Genomic DNA, 22,238 nt, shown 5'->3' on the forward strand with positions numbered 1-22,238 from the left:
ATTTAATACTGAGTATGAAGACTTGGAGTAAAACCAAAATTATTGCTACCCTCGGACCTGCATCGTCGAGCAAAGAAGTGCTTACCGAAATGATTATGGCTGGTGTAGATGTGTGCCGTGTAAACTCTTCGCATGGCAATTACGAACAACATCAAAAAGTAATAGATATTATTCGCGAAATAAATATCGAGCACCGCTTAAACACCGCAATTTTGGTGGATTTGCAAGGCCCTAAGCTTCGTATTGGTGTGATGGAAAATAATGAGGTACTGATTGAAAACGGGAAAGAAATTATTATCACTACCGAAGAATGTATAGGCACAGCCGAAAAGGTATTCATGACTTATCCCGAATTTCCAAAAGATGTGGCTGTGGGAGATAAAGTATTGATTGATGATGGAAAACTAGAGCTTCGCGTAATAGCTACTGATCGTGACAAAACAGTAAGAGCAACCATTACCAACGGTGGTATTCTCTCATCAAAAAAAGGTGTGAATCTTCCCAATACTAAAATCTCGCTACCCTGCTTAACTCCAAAAGATTTACAAGATTTGGATTTTGCATTAAAAAATGATGTGGAATGGATTGGGCTTTCCTTTGTGCGTTCGGTAACCGATATCATCGATTTAAAAGAAATCATTAAGCACCATGGGAAAACAACCCGTGTAGTGGCAAAAATAGAGAAACCGGAAGCCATTGCCGAAATCGATAACATCATCGATATGACCGATGCTATAATGGTTGCGCGTGGAGATTTAGGTGTGGAAATGCCAATGGAACGTGTGCCCTTAATTCAAAAAATGCTGGTTTCTAAATGCATTAATGCCTCAAAACCGGTAATTATCGCCACACAAATGATGGAAAGCATGATTACCAATTATAGTCCCACACGTGCCGAAGTCAACGATGTTGCCAATGCTGTGATGGATGGTGCAGATGCGGTGATGCTAAGCGGAGAAACTTCTGTTGGTAAATTCCCGGTGAAAGTTATAGAGCACATGCAAAACATTGTTGCCTCCATCGAACGCGAAGGAAAAATTTACTATAAAGAGCACCCGCCGCAATTAAAAAATCAAACTTTTATTTCCGATTCTATTTGCTACAATGCTTGTGTGATGGCTGAACAAGCCGGAGCGCGCGGTATTATTTCAATGACTAATTCGGGCTATACCGCTTTTAAATTGTCGAGTCATCGACCCAAAGCCAACATTTTTATTTTTACAGATAACCGCTCCCTCTTAAATACCTTAAGTTTGGTATGGGGCGTGCGTGGTTTCTATTACGATAAATACGAAAGTACAGATGATACAATTGCCGACATTAAAGACTTTTTGAAAAAAGGAAATTATGTGGCGGTCGACGATTTGATAATAAACATTGCCAGTATTCCAATGAAGGATAAGGGGCGTGCAAACATGATTAAATTGGGATATGTAAACTAAGTTTTACTTAGGATAAATTCTCAAATATTCTTCATACTGCTCCCGACTGAGGTCTTGATTTCCTTTTCCATCGCCAAAGTTAATGTACCCATAAGGCCTGTTTTTATTGGCTCCTGAACTGGAGTAGGTACCCATAAACGGTTTAAAATTAGGGTTCGTTTTAATGGGTGAATTTTCTTTTGCTGCTTGTCTTTTCGCCTCATACTCTGCAACTGCTCTTGCAGCGCGTTCCTCCCTTTCCTTTCTTTCCTGAGCTGCTTTGTCATTCACTTCATTCCGCAACTTATCAGCGGCTTCTGCTTCAGCCTTTCTTTTTGCATCTGCTTCCGCTTTTAAACGAGCTGCTTCATCATCCTTTGCTTTTTTATCGGCAGCCAGTTTGGCATCTGCTTCTGCTTTTGCTTTGGCGGCAGCTTCCTTTTCTGCAAGCGCTTTGGCATCTGCATCAGCTTTGGCTTTTGCAGCTGCATCCATTTCGGCGCGTTTTTTTGCATCTGCTTCCGCTTTTAAGCGCGCTGCTTCCTCTTCCTGTGCCTTTTTATCTGCAGCTAGTTTAGCATCTGCATCTGCTTTAGCTTTGGCGGCAGCTTCCTTTTCTGCAAGGGCTTTCGCTTCAGCATCTGCTTTGGCTTTTGCGGCTGCATCCATTTCGGCGCGCTTTTTTGCATCTGCTTCCGCTTTTAAGCGTGCAGCTTCCTCTTCTTGTGCTTTTTTATCGGCAGCTAGTTTAGCATCTGCATCTGCTTTAGCTTTTGCTGCGGCTTCCTTTTCCGCAAGCGCTTTGGCATCCGCATCAGCTTTGGCTTTCGTAGCAGCATCCATTTCGGCGCGTTTTTTTGCATCTGCTTCCGCTTTTAAGCGAGCAGCTTCCTCTTCTTGTGCTTTTTTATCGGCAGCAAGTTTAGCATCTGCATCTGCTTTAGCTTTGGCGGCAGCTTCCTTTTCTGCAAGTGCTTTGGCATCCGCATCTGCTTTGGCTTTTGCTGCGGCATCCATTTCAGCACGCTTTTTTGCATCTGCTTCCGCTTTTAGGCGCGCTGCTTCCTCTTCTTGTGCTTTTTTATCGGCAGCAAGTTTGGCATCTGCATCTGCTTTAGCTTTGGCGGCGGCATCCATTTCGGCGCGTTTTTTTGCATCAGCTTCCGCTTTTAGGCGCGCTGCTTCCTCTTCTTGTGCCTTTTTATCGGCAGCTAGTTTAGCATCTGCATCTGCTTTAGCTTTGGCAGCTGCTTCTTTTTCTGCAAGTGCTTTCGCATCCGCATCTGCTTTGGCTTTTGCTGCGGCATCCATTTCTGCTTTTTTCTTGGCATCGGCCTCTGCTTTTAAGCGCGCTGCTTCCTCATCTTTAGCTTTTTTATCTGCGGCAGCTTTCGCATCTGCATCCGCTTTGGCTTTGGCAGCAGCTTCTTTTTCTGCAAGTGCTTTCGCTTCAGCATCTGCCTTCGCTTTTGCTGCGGCATCTAGTTCAGCTTTTTTCTTGGCATCGGCTTCCGCTTTGGCTTTAGCATCTGCTTCCTCTTTGGCTTTTTTATCTGCTGCAGCTTTCGCATCTGCATCAGCCTTTGCCTTATCGGCCGCTGCTTTATCTGCTGCCGCTTTTGCAAGAGCATCGGCCTTTGCTTTAGCAGCGGCTTCTTCCTCAGCTTTCTTCTTGGCTTCCGCATCTGCAGAATTGGTCTTATTTAAGAGCTTTTGTTTTTCAATTGCTTTTTTCAAAGCTGCCACTTTCTTATCCATTGCACCGTTATAATCATCGTCGAAAAAGAAATCATTGTAATCCTCATCAAAAATAATTTTCCCAACGGGATCCTTTAAAAAATCTGCATTTACACCGGGCACATCTTCTAATAAACTCACATTAATTTCATTGGGATGAAAAGCGTCTTTAATCCTTTCAACAGGCACAACCGTAGATAATGAAATCAGTTTAGAGAGATATCCACTTTGAGAAAAACGCAACATGTACTCCTTTTGGAAATCGAGTTTTAATTCATAGCGACCGTTAACATCCACCGGAAAATCTTTAAATGCTCCGCCATCCTTACTCAATTCTACTTTTGCAAGGCCCTTTTCTCCACCCTCCGGATTAATGCTACCCACAATAAGGTAAGTTTTGACTTGAGCGCGAGCAATACCAGCGAGTAAAACCAATGCTAAAATAAAAATGCGTGGTGCCATTTTACGAATTGAATTCACAGAAAAATAAAAATAAAAATTATAAAAAATTAGACTGCAAGGTGCTTAATTTTTATTCAGTTTCGAAGGGTTAAACTAATAAATTAATACAATTTAACTGTTAATAAAGGAAATTATTATTCCACTATTTCTATTAAATTTTTACGAATCCTTGCTGTTATATCATCCGTAGGCAAATCGTTGGTATCACTTCCAAACGGATCCTCTATTTCTTCGGCAATTAATTCAATACTTGCAAGGGTATAAAAAACAAATACAGTAATTGGAACAGTAGCCCATTTTAAGTCGGCAATTAATCCAAAAGGTAAGGTAATAGAATACAAAAAAATAATGCGTTTAATAAACGAACTATAGGAGTACGGAATTGGAGTTCCCTTAATGCGTTCACAAGCACCTGCAATGTTGGTAAAGGATTTGAGTTCATCGTTAAGCATTAATAATTTCTCTTCATTTAAAACACCTTTATTTTTTAAGGCTTCTGTTTCTTTATAAAGCTGACCCGCAATGCGATTGGGGATATGTTGATATTTTTCCAATTCAATCACCCTTAAGGTATCGCAATCTTCCAATTGTTCGGGCTTAAATCCTCCTCGTAAATGTTCTTTTAATGCAAAACCATAATTACTGATTAAGATGCGAAAACGAATCTTAAGGTCGCGCTTTTCATCCGGGATAAATGCATTTATCTTTAACATTAAGTTACGAGAATTATTTACTAAGTCGCCCCACATTCTGCGACCCTCCCACCAGCGATCGTAGGCCGTATTGGTTCTAAAAACAAGTAACATCGAAATAACAAATCCCAACAAGGAATGCATCACAGTAGTGCTTCTAAAGGTAACCAAGTGTACGGTTACATGCAGGTAGCAAATCACACTCGAAAGTGCCGACAAACCCAGTATTGCCGGAATTAGCATTCGAAATGTATCGGTTTTATGAAACTGAAAAATAAGCGACATCCAATCTTTGGGATTATAAGCCTTCATAGGTGTTTGTTTGAACTGCAAAACTAAAAATAAAAATGCTCCACTTTTCAGCAGAGCATTTTTATAATTTGGAGGAGAATTATTTTTGTTTAACTAATTACTTCTTTTAGCGTTAAATCCAAAGGAAGCACCTAATCGAATTCCATCTTTATTTGGTACACAATATAAATTTAAGGGGATATTTAATTTTCCGGATTTGAAGGTTTTTCCCACCGCTACAATAAATCCGGCTTGAATTTCGGCGGTACCTCTGCTATCCAAACGCTTTTCGATACCGAATGGATTGCTTGTTGTTTTATCTTCCCATTCATTTTGCATGTGCCATTGATTGTTGGAATCATAATATCCTTTGGCCTTATTCACGATGCTAAATGTTGGCCCAAATGCAATTTCCCATCCGTGCTTATTGTTTCTAAATCCATTCATAATGGTAACACTCGGAATAAATATATTTTGATTAAATCCTGAAATTGTGGGAACAAATTCAAATAATGCCTGGTAATTTCCTTCATTTAAATATTGTACTTCAAACTGGTAGCCGAATTGAAACATCACTGGATAAGATCCATATCCTCCTTCTGATTTCTTGCGTGCTAGCACTTTACCTGCTTCACCTGTAAAGTAAGTAAAACCACTTCTGGGGCCTGATAAATTAACCGAGGTTTTATTGGCATTATTCGTTGAACTTTCGAAATTATTTCGTTTGGTAAGGTAATTTAACATGGGTTCATCGTTTTGCAAACCAAATAGCTGACGAATTGAAATTTTTACCATTTCCTGCAATTCCTTAGGCAAATTTAAATATTCATTTACCTGCGTTTTTTCAATTGCGGCGGTCTTCACATCTATTAATCGAAAGGTGATTATTATTGTTTCGCCTATTAACTCTGCACTTCCGGTAAACATCTTTTCGGAGTGAATGATGCTACCTATTTCCAACAAACATATTTTACCGTAACAATTATTTATGTTGAGTTGATTTTTTTCGATTACATAACTCACATCGTAACGGTCCATCACATCAAATTTATTCAGTTTCTCGAGTTCTATTCGAACCATGTTTCCCAATTGTGTGGGGTCTAGATTCAAGCCTTTACTGTCGATATTTAGCACGGTTACACTTGGTTTAGTGAGTGCACTTGCCACGCTTATATCTTGTGCTTTGGCGAGATAAACCATTAGCAATAAGGCAATAATTAATATAAATTTTTGCTTTTTCATTTTTGAATTGTTTTTTTCTATTTCCATTGTTATTTCTGTTTTTAAGTTTTGCCATTTTTGTTCTGAAACGCTTGTGAATTCAATGTTTGAGGTTTTCATTTGTTTTTGATTTTGAGGTTAAATAATTTTAGAATTAGTTGTTGTAAAGTTTGTTGTACCGCAATGCTGCTTTTTGAGTATTTTTTTTATAGGCTGCTGCATTGTAAATCCCAATGGTGAAACATGCCGCACCGGCAACTAAAAATGCACTTGAAAGAAGTTGTTTCTGGTAAAGCTCGTCACCATGCATGTGATGATTTAATGCATCGGCAAGTATTCCAAATCCGGCAATTGTAAGTGGTATATCAGCAAAAATTATATAGCGCAACAGCTTTCCCTTTCTGGCCGTTTCAATTTTTTGTTGAATTACGGGATCGTGCTTTTTTAGCATAATTTCTTGTAACTGATACTCATCTTTTAATTCTCCTTGATATACAAACTGATGTGAATTAAGTAGGACAATTGGAGGTTGATTCGAAGTTTTGCTTTTATCAATTTTGTGGGTATACACGCTTTGTTCTAACCTGTTTTCTGTTCTGTTTTCATTGTATGCATCAACTGCCTTTTGTAAGTGCTTGGTGCGAAGGTTGTTCACTCGAATGGAATAACTAACGGTCATTGCAGATGCAAAAAGACATGCTATTCCTTTTTGCCGATCAAGCTTCATGCTTTCTGAGCTTTGATACAGGTTAGTATTATTGAACATGTAGTATGCTCCCACCGCAGCCATTGGTATAGCTAAAAAGCCTAAATAACTTTGAGTTTGATAGCTTTTCGCCTTGCTTACATTCAAATTTATAACAGGATTGTGTTGCGCCCGTAAAAAACGATTTAATCCATTCCCTTTTAAAACCCTATTATTTGCACTGAAACAATTTCTTCTTTCGCGGTAGCCAAAATTTTCAAACTCAATTGGGGCAAGTAATTTATTGCCGATAACGGGTTGCGTTATGTTTTGGTTGGAAGTATTTGAAGAAGCAGTATCATAAGCAATAGTTCCTGTGGAGCTTGGCGAATTTTTTCTACGCCAAGGTGCAACATATTCAAACTTGTCGACTGTGCCGTTTTGGTATTTTACTTTTTCCACCTCGTACTTATTCAAAATGTACAAAGGGCCGTCGGGGTTTTCGATTTTTTTATATTTTACTTCTAGGGTGCTTATTTCTTTTACGTAGCCTATAGAAATGGAATTATTTCGAAGTTGTATGGTATCCTGCCCGTATGATAATTTTAGGATTGCTGTTAGGGCGAAGTTTAATAGGAAAGATTTTTTTGTCATGAGAAATAGTTTTAGATTTTTTTTTGGCAAAACTAGGACTGACAAAGGCTCCGCTAAAACTGACTTTTGCTCTTTGATTTATATTTTCCGCAATTCTTGCATCTTCTCATCTAAAAAATCTGATTCAAGATTCATTATTTGCGATTTTCGCAAATCTGATTCACGGAATTATTATATATTGCAAATAATTGTCAATAGCTTTATCATTCTTCACTAACATTTATGTCAACTAATTTGAAAGAATCCGCTCAATTGATTTTTTTTCAGCAGCTAAAAAGTGCTTTACCTACAAGTATTTCTTTGGTAGATGCGCTGGCAGATTTGCTACAACTGAGTAACGATAGTGTTTATCGTCGATTACGTGGTGAAACAGCTTTAAGCATTGAAGAAATTTCTGCCATCTGCATACATTTTAAAATTTCGTTCGATTCCTTTATGCATAGCGGGAACGATGGTCAAGTAAACTTTTCTTACCATCAACTCAACAGCGGCGTAAACTCATTTAAGGAGTATTTATTGAGCATCAAAAAAGACTTAGAAAAATTGGCTCAATTTCCGGAGAGTCAAATTTTATTTGCAGCTGAAGACGTGCCTGTATTTCATCATTTTGAACAACCGCTTTTAGCTGCTTTTAAAATTTTTTACTGGAATAAATCCTTCCTGAATGACAAAGAATTAGAAAACCAAAAATTTGATGTTAAGCTCATTCCGCAAGATTTGATTGCATTGGGTAAATCAGTGTATGAAGGTTATACAAAAGTTCCTTCGATTGAAATTTGGAGTGACGATACTGTTAATAGCACCTTTAAACAGATTGAATTTTATTGGGAATCCGGAGTATTTAAATCAAAAGAAGATGCCTTAGAAATTTGTGCCGAAATGAATCAAATGTTGCAACGCATTAGCAGACAAGCCGAGCTAAACACTAAATTAATTAAGAATGGAAAATCAATTAATGAAGTCCAAAACTACGCTTTGTATCACAGCGATGTGATGATAGGCAACAATTGCATTTTAGCCAATACCGGTAGTGCCCGCGCCAGCTATATCTCCTGTTTCAGTTTTAATTCGATGGTTACTACCAATCAAAGTTTTTGCAATGAAACAGATATTTGGTTAAAAAATTTGATTCGCAAATCCAATTTAATAAGTGGTGTAGCTGAAAAGCAACGCTACCGCTATTTTAAAAAGATGGATGAATTGATGAGAAAGCTAATTGAAAAGATTGAAAACGATTAGCGAGAAAGTGCGTGAATGTCTTCACTCCGGAACGAGATTTATTTCCCAAACAATCCGCCCAACATTCCACCAATACCGCCTGAATTTGAGCCGCTTGAAATTTTACCGGCTAAGTCTTTCAAATCCCCATTTCCGGATAGGAGGCTGGATAAATCAAGCCCTTGTGTTTTTCCACCGCTGAGTGAATTTAAAATTCCCCCTAAATCAAAACTGCTGTCATTGGGGTCGTTGGTTTTAGTAACCAACTGATTCATAACTGAGGGAACTAAGCTTGAAGTAACGGATTGAGCCGCATCAGCCGATAATCCAAATTTACTCATTAAAGAACCACTTACACTGCTAATTACCTGGCTTACCACAGGATTATTAGTTAATCCCGCTTTTCCACCCAAGGTGTTAAGCACATCCGAAAGGTTTCCTGCGCCTAATTGGCCTTTCAAACTTTCCATAATCGAAGAAGAGGTGTGTGAAATAACAGCCTCATTTTTTTCATTTGGTACCGCTGCATTATTAATAATGGCTTCACCTGCATTACTTTTAACCAATTCCAATAAATTCTCGAACATCGCTTTTAGTATAAATTTTATGTGTTGTTGTTGCGGGTAAATATATTGAAATTTATACATTAGCATCAATGAAAAAGAAAGCTTGCACCTACACCACTACCATTTTAAAATTCGATAAACAAGGTGAAAAAACCGGTTGGACTTACATTGTTGTTCCTACAGATGTGGCGCAACAATTGAATCCCGGAGTAAGAAAATCATTTCAAGTAAAAGGAAAGCTGGATGCGTTTTCTTTTTCGGGGATGAATTTGCTACCTATGGGAGAAGGGGAATTTATTCTTGCTTTAAAAGCAGATGTGCGCAAGGCAATCGGCAAAAAACACGGTGCCATGCTACAGGTGCAATTAGAAGTTGATACATCCGAATACCAAATTAACGCTGAATTCTTAACCTGTTTGAAAGATGCACCCGAAGCAGATAAAATTTTTTCGGCAATGCCAGCCTCCCATCAACGCTATTATTCCAAATGGATTGAAAGCGCCAAAACAGATACCACCCGAGCCAAACGTATTGCCCTAGCCGTGAATAGTTTCATTAAGAAACAAACATTCGCGGAAATGCTGCGGGCGAAATCGATTTGATTAGTTGATGTGTTGATTAGCTGATTAGCCGATTAGCTGATTTGTTGATTATCCATTTTTATAAAGATTGTCCTCCTGAACGGAGTCGAAGGGGGATGCGGATTAACGAATTTATATATCCCCCGCCGGCGGGGGTAGGGGGTGGATTGGAACGCTGATTTTTTAGGATGATTATGATTTTTTTAAGATTTGCTTTTGATGCGGTGAATCCCGAGTTTTTTACGGAACGCGGATGGTTCTATTTTTTGTATCCCCCGCCGGCGGGGGCAGGGGGTGGAATGGAACGCTGATTTTTTAGGATGATTATGATTTTTTTAAGATTTGATGGATTGATTTGGAAATGTATTTTTTAGATTTATACTATGTATTATATGTCACCCTCAGCGAAGTCGAAGAGTATTAATTGGCTAATCGGCTAATCAACACATCAGCTAATCAGCTAATCAACAAAACGGATGTATCCTCACTAATATCAGCGCGGGTGATGTAATCGAGTTTTTCCATTTCCATTACATCTAAACTGTAAAAACCAAATTCTTCTACTACTTTTCCGCTTATCCGGTAACAACCGCTTCCGCGAAAGGGATATTGCTTGAGCACATTGGGAAAGTGCGTGGTATCAATCCATTTACCGTTTCTATCCAAAAAAGTTCCGAAAGCCATTTCATCGCCTCGCTTGGTGCGCGTGCGTTTGCGTGTAACGTGATAGCCTACAATAGAAACTATTTTTCCTAACTGTTCCGGGAATAAAGCAGCTGAATGTAAAAAGAATTTACCTTGATAACTCTGCGGCACGGCATCTGCATCTTGTTCATTTCTTTGTGCCTTTGTGCCTTCTTGTCCTCCCCAATTCTTCAACAAATTAAAAGGAGAACACAAAGGAAAACCAAGAATTTCAATTTCATCCCAGGCATCGTCGAGTGAGTGGTGATACAAAGGGGGCAAGGTAAATTCTCTGTGCTCCACTTCAAATAATTCATGCCGGGCTGCCGTCTTTTTTTCGGCTCCTATTAAGGTATGAATGTCCCATAGCAATTGCTTTTTACTTCTTCCGCTAAAGCGAAATGCACCTACACGAATTAATATGCGCAACTGCTCCACTGCAATGCTTAGGCGCTGCATAAAATTTTCGAGCGAGCTAAACATCCCGTTAAGGTTACGTTCCTGTAAAATCAACTCAATTACTTTGTGCTCCAATTCTGCGCAGTGCGACAAACCGATGTAAATATTATTCCCATAAATAGTGGTAAGGCTTTCGCTTTTATTGATGTGCGGAGCGTGAATGTTGGCGCCACACATGCGGGCTTCGTGAAAATAAGTTTCGGTGCTGTAAAAACCTCCGCCATTGTTTATCACAGCCACCATATACTCCAGTGGGAAATAGGTTTTAAGGTACATGCATTGATAACTTTCCACTGCATAAGAAGCGGAATGCCCTTTGCTGAATGCGTATCCCGCAAAGCTTTCAATTTGCCGCCACACCTCTTTGGTAATTTCATCGGGGTAACCAATGGCTTTGCAGTTGGCGAAATATTTTTCTTCTACTTTTTTAAATTCCTCACGGCCCCTGTATTTCCCGCTCATGCCGCGGCGCAACATGTCGGCTTCGGTGAGGGTGAGCTGTGCAAAATGATGCGCCACTTTTATTACATCTTCCTGATACACCATCACGCCAAAGGTTTCAGCCATGAGCTCTTCCATGAGTGGATGAATGTAGGTTCTGCGCTCGGGGTCGTGAAAGCGTAAAATGTATTCGCGCATCATTCCGCTTTGCGCTACTCCCGGACGAATGATGGAACTTGCCGCCACCAAATCGAGGTAAGTGGATGCACGCAGTTTACGCAGCAACATGCGCATGGCAGGCGATTCCACATAAAAGCAGCCCATCAAATTGGCTTGTTGCAAATTACTACGCACTTGCGCATCCTGCTTAAAGCGGCTTACATCGTGTATGTCGATGGTGATGGATTGATTTTGTTTTACAATATCCACCGCATCTTTCATTTTACCCAAACCTCGTTGCGAGAGAATATCAAATTTATAAAGCCCCACATCTTCTGCCTCGAGCATACTGAACTGCGTGAGCGGATAACCTTTGGGTGGAATATCCAATGCCGTGTAATAGGTAATTGGTTTTTCGGAAATTAATATTCCTCCTGCATGCACACTTAGGTGGCTGGGCAAATCGTGAATGCGGTTGCTGTACTGAAAAATTAATTTCGAAACGGAATCCATCTGTTGTGCTTGAAATTCGCGGGATTGCAATACATCAATTTCGCCCGGAGGCAAGCCAAATACTTTTCCTAATTCCCGAATTACTGAATCCTTTTGAAAAGTGCTATAGGTAGCCAATAGCGCCACTTTATCTTTTCCAAAACGCGAACGGTTAAAAATATAATCGGTTACATCGTCGCGGTCGTTCCACGAAAAATCAATATCAAAATCGGGCGGACTGGTACGCGAGGCATTGATGAAACGTTCGAAATACAAATCCAAATCGATGGGATCCACATCGGTGATGCGCAGCAAATAAGCCACCAGCGAATTGGCGCCACTTCCTCGACCTACGTAATAATAATTTTTAGATTGAGCATAGCGCACAATGTCCCAATTGATGAGGAAATAAGAAGTATAACCTTGTGAGGTGATGGCATCAATCTCTTTTTTAAAGCGCTCTTCAAACACCTTGTTTTGTGTGGGATAGCGATAGGTGAGATTATCTTTACACAGTTTCATCAGCAGTTCCACATCTTCGGCAGCGCTGCCGGTATAAAACTTTCGGTTTTTGTTTGTTTTAAATTCAAAATCGATGTTGCATTCTTCCAGCAATTTTTCGGTGTTGCGGAGCAGGTGTGGATAGTCTTTGTATAGCTGTTTTAATTCGGGAAGTGACATTATAAGCTCATCCGCAGGAGCTTGTTCTTCCGATTCGAGTTTACTCAACAAACAATTTTTATCAATTGCACGCAACAAGCGGTGGGTATTAAAATCGCTTTTGTTGCGGAAAGTAAGTGGCGCATGCACCAGCAGCTTGTGCAGGTGAAATCGAAACTTAGAACTTTGAAGTTTAAAAAAATCCTTTACCGAAACCGCAATATATTCCTGCTCCTCCAATCTTTCTTGCATCGCCAGGAAAGTTGCGCTATTCACTTTTGGAGTCGAGGTTTGAAAGTCCTGCATGGAGTTGCTGAAAAGGATAAATGATAAAGGCATTTTGAAATTTCGGTGCCCTCATCGGAAAAGGCTCTTTGCTTTGTAAATGCTGCGACAAAAAAATATTTAGCTCATTAAAACCTTCCGCATTTTTTGCAATGCCATGGTAGCATTGTCGATTGCCATTCCTAAAATCGATGCCTGCCACCGCTTTTATGTGGAAGCGTGGAGCAAGCCGAAAAAAATCGAGTATGCCGGAAGTGTTATTGATGTCGGTAAGTGCTACTGTGCTAAATCCCTTTTGATAGGCTTCACGGAGTAAGTCTTCGGGCGACATGACTCCGTATTTTAAACTGAAATAGGAATGTGTGTTGAGTAGCATGACTAGGTTTTACACTTTTATAAATAGCAATATGTTTTACATAATGATTGCAATACAATCATTATGCTTCTTTCAAATATAGGCATTGAAGTTTTATAAGTCAATATATTTAGTACTTAAATGAATTTTAATTAAAAACATCTTTGCGTAGGTAATTATATTTTAATTTATCATTGATTGTATTACAATCCTTTTTTATATAACTTACTACTTAAAATAGTGTACACTTGACCACCCCCTGCCCCCGCCGGCGGGGGATAGATTTTGTTTGTAGAGAAATGATTTTTAATTTTATAACTTTGGTTTGCTGTATCATTTTATGAACTGCTCACACACTTGCTAAACTTACTCTTATGTGTTACAACGTTGCCTATATTGAAAAGCGGGGAGATAAATATGCTGCGCGCTACAAGGAGATTGTAACTGAGCAGCTGGAGTTAAATTTGGATGCGATAGAAATTCCGAGCAATTATTTTATCAGTGGATTTACACATGCTAAACTACCTCTTGTAAAGCACGATGGCATTGAGCTCTATTCCTGGGGATTGATACCGAGTTGGATTAAAGATACTGAAAACGCTAAGGACATCCGTACCAAAACCTTGAATGCTATGGGCGAAACAGCTTTCGAAAAACCTTCCTTCCGTAAAAGTATGGCGGGCAAAAGAGGCATTTTGGGTGTGAGTGGATTTTACGAATGGCGTGAAGAACACAAATTGAAATATCCGTATTTTATAAAAGCACGCGACGAGGAATTTACAAGTCTGGCCTGCATTTACGAAGAATGGATGGACCGCAAAACAGGGGAAGTTTTTCCCACTTTTTCGATACTTACCACTCCTGCAAATCCATTAATGGAAAAAATTCACAACAGTAAAATGCGTATGCCGCTTATCTTGAATCGCAGAGATGAAGCCGCTTGGATAAATCCGGAACTGCCTGCAGAAGAGGTAAAAAAATTAATTAAACCCTTTGATGAACGCAAGATGGAAGCCTACACTGTTTCGCAATTTGTGAACAATGCGCGCAATAACCGCAATGTGCCGGAAGCTATTGTACCGGTGGAATATCCGGAGTTGCTGTTGTTGGATTTATAAAAATGATAACCGCGAAAACGCCATAGTGCATTTCCTCTTAAGTGTAAAGTAAAAAAAACTGTTTTGAACAACCTCGTGGTTGGTGAGGGTTTCGATTTTACCACTAAACCTGACACTGAGAACCAATTATTTATTCAACACAATTGTGCCTGAGGAGCAGTGAACCGCCACTTTTTCCCAGCCTGTGTTCTAGCCAGTTTTTCTATTGGTCCATTTTGCAGAGTCTATAAAAAGTAATTCCTTTTCTAGATTTGGCCACCTCTCCATTTTTTTCAAATGCCCAAACATTATGAAATTTAATTTCATTGTCCATTAGAACAACTTTATTCCCTCTTAACCTCCAATTTCCCTTAGCTACAATTTTCTTGTTTGAAAATGAAAAGTCTTGATAATAATATGTATGGTCAGAATTAATAATCAATTTGATTTGGGCCGGATCGGATGCAGAAACACCATATGTCCCAATAAACTGGTCAGAATTCTTATTTGCAAATGAAGACATTAATATAACTATTACTAGAAATGTCAGTGTTTTAATTGTTGTTGTCATAATTATTTTGTTTTTAACTGTTAAGTATCTTTGTGAAATAGGCTATAACACATAGGTTTCCGAAAGTCAGCGAAATTTTTGGATAGAAAAAGAATTTCTAATTCCCTTCAATAATTATTTTCTTGCTGTTGCGTGTTCCAGTAATTACATCCTGCATTTCAACAATATAAATTCCTCTGCTGAGCTTGCTAACATCGAGATTGCTGTATTCTCCACTAATTATTTTCTCTAACACTTTTGTGCCGGTGCTGCTGAACATCCGAATTTTAACAGTAGCATTTTTAGCAAAATAAAGTTTCAAGGTCTCGTTTGCCGGATTCGGGAAGGCAATAAAATCAAGTGATTCACTTGTTTCATTTTTGTAAACTCCGCTAATAAGTGGATCCGTATTTAAGAGTGAATCCACATTTATTAATTCATCGCCGGGTTGATAGGCTAAAAATTGAATTCCATCAAACAACATCTCGTCGGTAGTGCTTGTACCTGCAGTAACATGTTGAGGAGGTGAAAAAGGATTATGTGGATTGTTGACTGTATTATCGTATATATGCTTCGAAAACAATTTATATCCTATCGGAATTTTTTGAAGTTTTTTGAACGTGTAAAATCCTTGCCATTCAAAATCCCAATCGTTGATGCGAATCATGTTAATTGTATCGGTTCCTTGATAAGCATAATTTATAATTTTAGTACACACTTTGTGGGAGTGCGGAAACACAGCAAACAGCGACATATCAAAAGGTAAACCACCTGTTCCGGGATAGGCAGACGTGAAGGAAGATACCGTATTTGCTGGCAAATTAAGAAACCAGTTTTGTAATGGAACTACATCATAAATAGGGCGCACACCTGTTTCTCCGATGGGATAAAAAAACATTCTGATTTTAGTACTGTCTATTTCCCCCACTGTTCCTGCAGGATAATGAATTTGCATCACAATTTTTGAACCTGCCTTTACACGAATGCCCGTTTTTAAAGGAAACTGACCCGGAAAAACAGTGGCAGGTGCGCCCGGTGCGTAAGCTCCGATACCAACTTGTCCGTATATGGTGTAGCAGTTTCCGGATAAATCGTTTACAGTTGTTCCCAGCGTATCCACATTCACTACAACATGATGTACAATGGCCACATTGCCGGGCACAATTTCATAGGCTTGTAAAATGCGGTCTTGTGTAAATCCGGTGGGGATAGAGAAACACACATAACTATCATCATTGTTGGCATTGCTCACAAAGGTTCCGGTTTTTAGTTCGATGGTAGGAGTTCCTTTTAGCTCGTAGGCTGATGTGTAAACAGGTGGAGCGGGAGCCAAAGTAGTATCCCCTGCAAGGGCGCCTTGATTGAGCCAGCTAATCAAATCATTTTTCTCAGAAGCTGAAATCAAGCGTTCATGCACAAAGCGCGAATACGTTGTATCCGGACTCCAAGGTGGCATCTCATTGTTTTGTAATTTGCTCAACATGTTGCCAAGGTTATTCACCGTTTCGGTGTAATTCATCATCGAGGGCGCATGTTGGTTTTGGTGGTGACAACTGCTGCAGCGGGCGTAAAATATGAAGGCTACATCTTTGTAGACAAGTTGGGCGGTGGCTAGATTCGAGATGAATGCTGTTAGGAAGAGTGTGGTAAGGAGGAGGGATCTTTTCATTTTGTTTTGAATAATTGATTGGATGAATTATATCTATCATTTCAGGTATGAGAGCAAATTACTTTAATTTTTTCTTTGCTTTTGAATGTGGCAAAAAATTATCTCCAGTTATTATTTTTTTACCCGTTTGCATTTCTAATTGAAGTCTCGCATCTTTCGCAATTTTACCTCCCTTTTTACTGGCTTTTGCATTTTCTTGTAATCCTATCGCCTCATCTGTTTGAGCTATTTGACGTGTCGAAAGTTCAGCTAATGCAGTAAATATCAATTCGGCTTCACTCATGTGGTCTCTCAAGTTTTGGGATTTTAGTCCTTTAAAATCTTTATGGCTTTTTACAGTTAGTCCTGTCCATTCTTGATGAATAATATTGGTGAGCAATGCAAATTCATTCGCTTTTTCAACTCCATTCTCCTTCCAGTAATCAGTAAGCTTATTTCTGGTTTCTTGTCCAGTCATTCGTTGTTGAATCCACATTTCGCTTCGTCCCAATTTTTGCCAATTTTCTCTAGCTCGATCTATACTTTGGCTTGGGTCAGCAATTTCTTGCATTCGCTCGTATCCCACTTTTGCTAACCATTGCTTAAATGGTTCTGCCTTCTGTGATGGGATAGATTGAATAAGCCTAAAAATATCTTGTACATTGCCTGCTAAAGTTTTACGTTTCTTGCCATTAGATAACATTTCTACCTGGGGACAATTTGTCCCTAGGTAAATAGCAAGTTCAGCATCTCTTTTTCTAATTTTTTTTAAATAGTCAGTTGGGTTTACAGATTCAGTGAGAGCTCCGACAATATCAACTATAGAAAAATACCAAACATCCTTTTCTTCATCATAATATCGGCGAACTTGCCTGTCTTCAAATAAAATTATGTTTCGACTGTTCATTTATATTCAGTTTTAATTAAACTTAATTGATATTTGTTGTCAGATTGAACGATAATAAAAATATTTGTGAAACGTCATTTAAACTAAATTTCGCCTTGGCTTTGATGCAATTAAAGTTGTTAATATCATAGTGTTGAGATAGAGCGTTTTTTGCATTTATTAAGATTAAGAGGATATTTTCCATTTGACACTAGAATACTTGTATTTACAAGCCTTAAACTAAATAGTTGGTTGACAATTATTTTAGGCTTTGCAAAAATAAATTATAAAGTTCCTCATCTATAGTATCTGATATTTCAACCACCTCATCTATCGACACATCATTTTGCTTAATAAATTCTTTAATTGAATTGGTTAATTCAATCTCTTTTGAAGGTATATCCATGCCCCAAAATAAAATTGAGCTCCCTTTTATTAAATAGAAATTATTGGAGTTACTTATTTCCATATCTTGCAATGTTTAATCACTTAAAAAAATTCAACTTGAGGTTCTGGTAATTTAAGTAATTTATTTGATTTGCTTTACAATTCTGAAATAGAGTTCAATGCTTCAATTAAACCAATATCAAACTTTGTTACTAAGTCCTATTACCTCTATATTTCACTCACTATTTGCAATCCATTTTTTGTGAAGTTACATGCTATGTGCGTTTCATCCAAAATTCTCAACGATGAATTTTCTTATTGCAATGAGTATCTTGAACAGTAAATAAACTTATATTACTTAATTTGGGTAGCATAAATTCAAATATTTAAATTGGTATAGCCCGGAAACTTATTCTTCAACTTCGAAAAATTCAGTTCCATTTGAATCCTCTGCACCCAAAACAATTTCTTCTATTCCATATAACTCAATGACTTTTGATAAAGCCTGCTCGGCAGAATTAGCCTCTATTTCAATAATTCTTGAAAGCACCTCCTTTACTTCTATTTTAAAAATTTCCATGAGCTAATTTTTTATAGTTACCATTGCCACAAAATTCTATAATTCCCTTGTCTCTTAAGACTTGAAGTTGTTGCCTGATTTTATCTTTAATGAAATTATTATTCGGATACTTGAGTTTTAATTTCCCCTCAAATTTATAAACATCATCAAGTTTAAAGCTCTGACTTTTAATTGCATCAATACACATCAAAACATCAAGAATCCAACCCTTGGATTCGTCTGATTTATCTCTTAAAAATAACGTCCGTTTAAAGGCAATTTCAACTTTGTTTCTTTCTATTAGCTGTGAATCCTTAACAATAAACACCTTTCCTGCCTCTGCTACATTTGAGATATTAATATTACACCCCTGCCAACCCGCCCTTTTTGCTGTACTTGCTAGTGGCTTTCTCTTAATTATAATTTCAGCTGTAAAGAATTGCTTAGGAATAATTAAAAAATTATTAACAGACCAATTTTTTGTGTATGTCAAAAAGAGAAAGTTGGGGTTCTTATTTGAATTTATTCTTTCAATCATTTTTGAGTAAGCTCCATCGTTAATTGTATTTGTTAAGTCACCACATTTACTTTTAAGTTCAAACTCCTCAGTACAATCATTGCAATAGAAATCTGCCACAGGTCTATTATTTTCAAATCCCTTTAATGAATCATTTCCGCAACAGGGACAATACGAGTTTTCCTTAACCCAATTCTCTGTTAAAATTCTTGCAATCTGCGAATTATTAGAATATCCTTTGGAAAGATTCGTATTAAGATTTAGTTTCATTTCTATATTCGATGCTTTGGGATTTTCACTCTTATGTTGTGTATTTTATTGAATGCTTTAATTATCTAAATTTAAATAAATTTAAGTTTAATTTACAATTCATATTTATTACATAACCCCCACCCCCCTCCTCCCCAGCACCACCGAACTAAACTCAAACTCCCTAATCTCCAATGGAGAATCAAATTCATCTTTGCGGCGGAGCAGGACCATTTTTTGCAGGATGAAGGAATTTCGGAATTCCTTTTTTTCGTATTCAGCACTTGCCTTTTGAAACAATTGTTGGGTTAGTTGTTCTGCGATAAGCAAGTGCGGGTGAAAACAAAACGTAGCCATACTCGGCGGAAGCGCCAGTTTTTTCTTCAACACTTTCACAAAATCCACCAGCGAAAAAGGATGCAGCACATCTATATATACACTGTGCTGCGGAAAAAAATTGTAGTTATTCAGCTGTATTTCAAATGGAGGTTGTTGCAAGCACACTTCATCCAATGCCTGCACCAGTGCATCTTCCACGCTTTCATCCTGATAAAAAGAAGCCAGCACCAGTTGTGGATTCCCTTTTTCGGCGCGTGGAAATTTATACTGTTGTGCAAAGTGTTTTTTCTCCTGCATGATTTCGTCACTGAGGTGTTTAGGGGGATAAATCACTACCTGATAGCAGTATTCCTTCTCGCTTAATTTTCCGCTTTTTTCGGGTGAGGATGAAATTCCGTTAAAGGGATTAAAAGTGCGCAAGGAACTGGTAACGCCCACTGCACGCTGTATGGCCTTTGCTCCAAATAAGATGCGCATTTTGTCCATGGCCTGATACAAGTTGATGATGTGTGCACTGTCTTCAAACAAATTAATTTGATAGCCTCCGCCTACCAAATGGCTAAAACGCACGCCAATTAAGCGAATGAGCATGCGGCGGCTGTAGAGTTTATCAAACAATTCCTTTACCCGTGCAATGAGTACATGATCGCTGGAAGTATGCGGAATGCGGCACTGCATGGTGTGTGTATCAAAATTGGTATAGCGGATTTTTACACTCACACAGCCTGTAAGTTTATTTTCGCTGCGCAGTTGAAAAGCGGTTTTCTCCACCATCTTTACCAGCAAGGCTTTGAGCATGCTCACATCAATGGAGTCTTTATCAAACGTTTCTTCACAGGAAATGCTTTTGCGTTCGTTATAAGGCTCTACAGGCGTATTGTCGATGCCGTTTGCTTTGCGCCAGATGAGGCCTCCGTTTTCGCCCAATACATTTTGCAACAGTTCGATGGGCATTTGCTGCACGGTATGCACTTTTTCAACACCCATGCTGCGCAACAAGGCATAGGTTTTTTCACCTACCATGGGAATTTTTTTAATGGAAAGCGGAGCCAGAAAATTTTTCTCCAAGCCAAAATCAATTTTCATTTGGTTGTTGGGCTTGGCTTCGTCGGTAGCTACTTTGCTCACCGTTTTATTGGCGCTCATGCCAAATGAAATAGGCAAACCGGTTTCGCGCATGATGCGCTGGCGCAGCTCGGTAGCATATTGATAGCAGCCAAAAAATTTATCCATGCCGGTAAAATCCATGTAAAACTCATCGATGGAAGCTCGTTCAAAGAGCGGTGCTTTTTCTTTTATTATTTGTGTTACCTCATCGGAGCGCTTGCTGTACTCTTCGTAATCACCGCGCACCACCAGTGCATCGGGACACAAGCGCCGGGCGAGTTTCATGGGCATGGCCGAATGAATTCCAAAGGCACGCGCCTCGTAACTGCAGGCTGCTACTACTCCCCTATCGCTGCTTCCCCCTACCAGCACCGGCTTTCCGATAAGTTCGGGATGCATGAGTCGGGAAACGGAAACAAAAAAGCTATCGAGGTCCATGTGCACAACTGTTCGGTGATCCTCTTCGCCCAAGCCCCGCCAGCGGAGCGATGGGCTATCTATACTCTTGCTTTGCATAATCATTTTTAAAACAAATTCAATTGTCCGTGTTTTTCGGGTCTTTTAAACTGGGTAAAATCGTATTCGGGAAAATGGCAATTCGCCATGTATTTTTTCTTGGCCATGTAAAACAACTGACGAATGCTTTCGGCTACTTTTCCCTCGCCTTTCATGCGGGTGCCAAAGCGCGAATCGTTTACTTGTCCGCCGTGGCAGGCTTTAATATGGTTCCAAATTTTATCGGCTGCATCGGGCATATTTTTAAAAAGCCAATCTTGAAACAGCGTGGCAATTTCTCCGTTGAGGCGTACTATCGTATAGCCGGCAGTTTGGCCTCCGCGTTCAGCCACAGCTTTAATAATTTCGGGAATTTCATCGCTGTTTAATCCGGGAATGATAGGGGCTGTCATCACTCCTACGGGAATATTATTTTTAGCCAATTCTTCAATGACGCGCAAACGATTTTTGGCGGTAGCGGTGCGGGGTTCCAGCATGAGGCGCAACTCTTCGCGCAGGGAAGTAATCGAAACCATAACCTGCACCAAATTGAGTTTGGCCAATTCGCGCAGTACATCTACATCGCGCAAAATCAGGGAATTTTTGGTGATGATACCTACCGGATTTTTATACTCCAGCATTACTTCGAGCAAACTGCGGGTAATTTTGTACTTGCGTTCGAGGGGTTGATAACAATCGGTATTACCTGAAAACACTATGGATTCCGGGCTATAATTTTTTCGATCAAAATGCTTGCGCAACAAATTAGGGGCATCGGGTTTGACAATTATTTTGCGTTCGAAATCGAGGCCGGCGCTGAAGCCGTAGTATTGGTGCGAATTGCGGGCATAGCAGTAAATACAGCCGTGCTCGCAACCTTGGTAGGGATTTAAACTGTTCATCATGCCTACATCGGGGCTGTTCATTTTGTTTACCACCTTGCGCGGTGTTTCAATAAACACTTCAGTTTTGGAATTGCTCAGCAGTTCTTCATCCAGGCCTTCTATATGTTCGGTAACCAAACTTTGTTTTAAAAAGCGGTTGGCTGTATTTAGCTGTGCACCTCTGCCTTTTAAATAGTCTTTTGAATTGTGGTTATTTGACATGATAAGCAGTTAAAATAATGATTGTATTGCAAACAATTTTGTGATTACAATATAATCATTTATATTTGCAGAAGAAAAAATCCACCACAAAGTTTATAAGGGAGAAAAGCACAAAGAAGGATGTTTTTTAGTTCTATTTGGTTAGTAGTCGGCTCTTCGCCTTTGTGAACCTTTGTGGATGAATTTTTTGATTTTGGGTAGGACACAAAAAAGTGGTTTAGGATGAGTGGGTGAA

General features: G+C 39.1%; 17 protein-coding genes and 1 pseudogene. 4 read left to right on the forward strand and 14 right to left on the reverse strand.

Features of this window, described 5'->3' with window-relative positions:
• Positions 1-14 precede the first annotated feature (14 nt).
• Positions 15-1,442, forward strand: coding sequence for a pyruvate kinase (gene pyk, locus IPP32_00830; GenBank protein MBL0046634.1), 1,428 nt, complete (start codon positions 15-17; stop codon positions 1,440-1,442).
• A 3-nt stretch (positions 1,443-1,445) separates the two neighbouring features.
• On the opposite strand, the gene IPP32_00835 is transcribed toward pyk, so the two are convergent.
• From IPP32_00835 to IPP32_00850, 4 genes are all read right to left on the reverse strand, one after another.
• Positions 1,446-3,620, reverse strand: coding sequence for a hypothetical protein (locus tag IPP32_00835; GenBank protein ID MBL0046635.1), 2,175 nt, complete (start codon positions 3,618-3,620; stop codon positions 1,446-1,448).
• A 134-nt stretch (positions 3,621-3,754) separates the two neighbouring features.
• Entirely contained in the window at positions 3,755-4,624 is an 870-nt protein-coding gene (locus tag IPP32_00840; GenBank protein MBL0046636.1) for a hypothetical protein, read from the reverse strand.
• Between the two features lie 93 nt (positions 4,625-4,717).
• On the reverse strand, positions 4,718-5,944 hold the full coding sequence (locus IPP32_00845; GenBank protein MBL0046637.1) for a hypothetical protein: 1,227 nt from the start codon (positions 5,942-5,944) through the stop codon (positions 4,718-4,720).
• A gap of 34 nt (positions 5,945-5,978) precedes the next feature.
• Positions 5,979-7,163, reverse strand: a complete 1,185-nt coding sequence (locus IPP32_00850) for a hypothetical protein (protein ID MBL0046638.1) — start codon at positions 7,161-7,163, stop codon at positions 5,979-5,981.
• 222 nt (positions 7,164-7,385) lie between these two features.
• Between IPP32_00850 and IPP32_00855 the strand changes: the two genes are divergently transcribed.
• A complete protein-coding gene (locus tag IPP32_00855) occupies positions 7,386-8,402 on the forward strand; it encodes a hypothetical protein (protein MBL0046639.1) in 1,017 nt (338 codons plus the stop codon).
• Positions 8,403-8,440: 38 nt separating this feature from the next.
• On the opposite strand, the gene IPP32_00860 is transcribed toward IPP32_00855, so the two are convergent.
• Positions 8,441-8,968, reverse strand: a complete 528-nt coding sequence (locus tag IPP32_00860) for a hypothetical protein (protein MBL0046640.1) — start codon at positions 8,966-8,968, stop codon at positions 8,441-8,443.
• A 68-nt stretch (positions 8,969-9,036) separates the two neighbouring features.
• Here IPP32_00860 and IPP32_00865 point away from each other — a divergent pair, with 68 nt between their 5' ends.
• The gene (locus tag IPP32_00865; protein MBL0046641.1) at positions 9,037-9,549 is read left to right on the forward strand and encodes a DUF1905 domain-containing protein; all 513 of its coding nucleotides are present in this window, start codon (positions 9,037-9,039) and stop codon (positions 9,547-9,549) included.
• 435 nt (positions 9,550-9,984) lie between these two features.
• Here the strand turns inward: IPP32_00865 and IPP32_00870 are convergent.
• A pseudogene (locus IPP32_00870) lies at positions 9,985-13,084 on the reverse strand (DNA polymerase III subunit alpha).
• A 353-nt stretch (positions 13,085-13,437) separates the two neighbouring features.
• Between IPP32_00870 and IPP32_00875 the strand changes: the two are divergent.
• Positions 13,438-14,181: an SOS response-associated peptidase gene (locus IPP32_00875; GenBank protein MBL0046642.1), complete on the forward strand. Its 744-nt coding sequence runs from the start codon at positions 13,438-13,440 to the stop codon at positions 14,179-14,181.
• A gap of 202 nt (positions 14,182-14,383) precedes the next feature.
• Here the strand turns inward: IPP32_00875 and IPP32_00880 are convergent, their stop codons facing one another.
• The 8 genes from IPP32_00880 to IPP32_00915 all read right to left on the reverse strand — a co-directional run bounded on the left by IPP32_00880 (position 14,384) and on the right by IPP32_00915 (position 22,003).
• Complete coding sequence (locus IPP32_00880) at positions 14,384-14,731, reverse strand: hypothetical protein (protein MBL0046643.1); 348 nt, start codon at positions 14,729-14,731, stop codon at positions 14,384-14,386.
• A 97-nt stretch (positions 14,732-14,828) separates the two neighbouring features.
• On the reverse strand, positions 14,829-16,379 hold the full coding sequence (locus IPP32_00885) for a T9SS type A sorting domain-containing protein (GenBank protein MBL0046644.1): 1,551 nt from the start codon (positions 16,377-16,379) through the stop codon (positions 14,829-14,831).
• A gap of 58 nt (positions 16,380-16,437) precedes the next feature.
• The gene (locus IPP32_00890; GenBank protein MBL0046645.1) at positions 16,438-17,265 is read right to left on the reverse strand and encodes a hypothetical protein; all 828 of its coding nucleotides are present in this window, start codon (positions 17,263-17,265) and stop codon (positions 16,438-16,440) included.
• Between the two features lie 238 nt (positions 17,266-17,503).
• Entirely contained in the window at positions 17,504-17,713 is a 210-nt protein-coding gene (locus tag IPP32_00895; protein ID MBL0046646.1) for a hypothetical protein, read from the reverse strand.
• Between the two features lie 327 nt (positions 17,714-18,040).
• Positions 18,041-18,211, reverse strand: a complete 171-nt coding sequence (locus IPP32_00900; GenBank protein ID MBL0046647.1) for a protein dpnD — start codon at positions 18,209-18,211, stop codon at positions 18,041-18,043.
• On the reverse strand, positions 18,198-18,977 hold the full coding sequence (locus IPP32_00905; GenBank protein MBL0046648.1) for a restriction endonuclease: 780 nt from the start codon (positions 18,975-18,977) through the stop codon (positions 18,198-18,200). Before IPP32_00905 ends, IPP32_00900 begins: the two co-directional genes overlap by 14 nt.
• A 108-nt stretch (positions 18,978-19,085) precedes the next feature.
• Positions 19,086-20,918 (reverse strand): DNA polymerase IV, encoded by a 1,833-nt coding sequence (gene dinB, locus IPP32_00910; protein ID MBL0046649.1) that lies wholly within the window; start codon positions 20,916-20,918, stop codon positions 19,086-19,088.
• Between the two features lie 8 nt (positions 20,919-20,926).
• Positions 20,927-22,003, reverse strand: coding sequence for a PA0069 family radical SAM protein (locus IPP32_00915; GenBank protein ID MBL0046650.1), 1,077 nt, complete (start codon positions 22,001-22,003; stop codon positions 20,927-20,929).
• Positions 22,004-22,238: the final 235 nt, after the last annotated feature.

The organism is Bacteroidota bacterium (assembly GCA_016721765.1).
GTDB lineage: Bacteria > Bacteroidota > Bacteroidia > UBA4408 > UBA4408 > UBA4408.

Bases quoted from the DNA above. Each gene is read 5' to 3' on its own strand.
- IPP32_00890 (MBL0046645.1), bottom strand. From the start codon at position 17,265: ATGAACAGTCGAAACATAATTTTATTTGAAGACAGGCAAGTTCGCCGA.
- IPP32_00885 (MBL0046644.1), bottom strand. From the start codon at position 16,379: ATGAAAAGATCCCTCCTCCTTACCACACTCTTCCTAACAGCATTCATC.
- IPP32_00855 (MBL0046639.1), top strand. From the start codon at position 7,386: ATGTCAACTAATTTGAAAGAATCCGCTCAATTGATTTTTTTTCAGCAG.
- dinB (MBL0046649.1), bottom strand. From the start codon at position 20,918: ATGCAAAGCAAGAGTATAGATAGCCCATCGCTCCGCTGGCGGGGCTTG.
- pyk (MBL0046634.1), top strand. From the start codon at position 15: ATGAAGACTTGGAGTAAAACCAAAATTATTGCTACCCTCGGACCTGCA.
- IPP32_00895 (MBL0046646.1), bottom strand. From the start codon at position 17,713: ATGGAAATAAGTAACTCCAATAATTTCTATTTAATAAAAGGGAGCTCA.
- IPP32_00905 (MBL0046648.1), bottom strand. From the start codon at position 18,977: ATGAAACTAAATCTTAATACGAATCTTTCCAAAGGATATTCTAATAAT.
- IPP32_00880 (MBL0046643.1), bottom strand. From the start codon at position 14,731: ATGACAACAACAATTAAAACACTGACATTTCTAGTAATAGTTATATTA.
- IPP32_00840 (MBL0046636.1), bottom strand. From the start codon at position 4,624: ATGAAGGCTTATAATCCCAAAGATTGGATGTCGCTTATTTTTCAGTTT.
- IPP32_00860 (MBL0046640.1), bottom strand. From the start codon at position 8,968: ATGTTCGAGAATTTATTGGAATTGGTTAAAAGTAATGCAGGTGAAGCC.
- IPP32_00865 (MBL0046641.1), top strand. From the start codon at position 9,037: ATGAAAAAGAAAGCTTGCACCTACACCACTACCATTTTAAAATTCGAT.
- IPP32_00915 (MBL0046650.1), bottom strand. From the start codon at position 22,003: ATGTCAAATAACCACAATTCAAAAGACTATTTAAAAGGCAGAGGTGCA.
- IPP32_00845 (MBL0046637.1), bottom strand. From the start codon at position 5,944: ATGAAAACCTCAAACATTGAATTCACAAGCGTTTCAGAACAAAAATGG.
- IPP32_00900 (MBL0046647.1), bottom strand. From the start codon at position 18,211: ATGGAAATTTTTAAAATAGAAGTAAAGGAGGTGCTTTCAAGAATTATT.
- IPP32_00875 (MBL0046642.1), top strand. From the start codon at position 13,438: ATGTGTTACAACGTTGCCTATATTGAAAAGCGGGGAGATAAATATGCT.
- IPP32_00835 (MBL0046635.1), bottom strand. From the start codon at position 3,620: ATGGCACCACGCATTTTTATTTTAGCATTGGTTTTACTCGCTGGTATT.
- IPP32_00850 (MBL0046638.1), bottom strand. From the start codon at position 7,163: ATGACAAAAAAATCTTTCCTATTAAACTTCGCCCTAACAGCAATCCTA.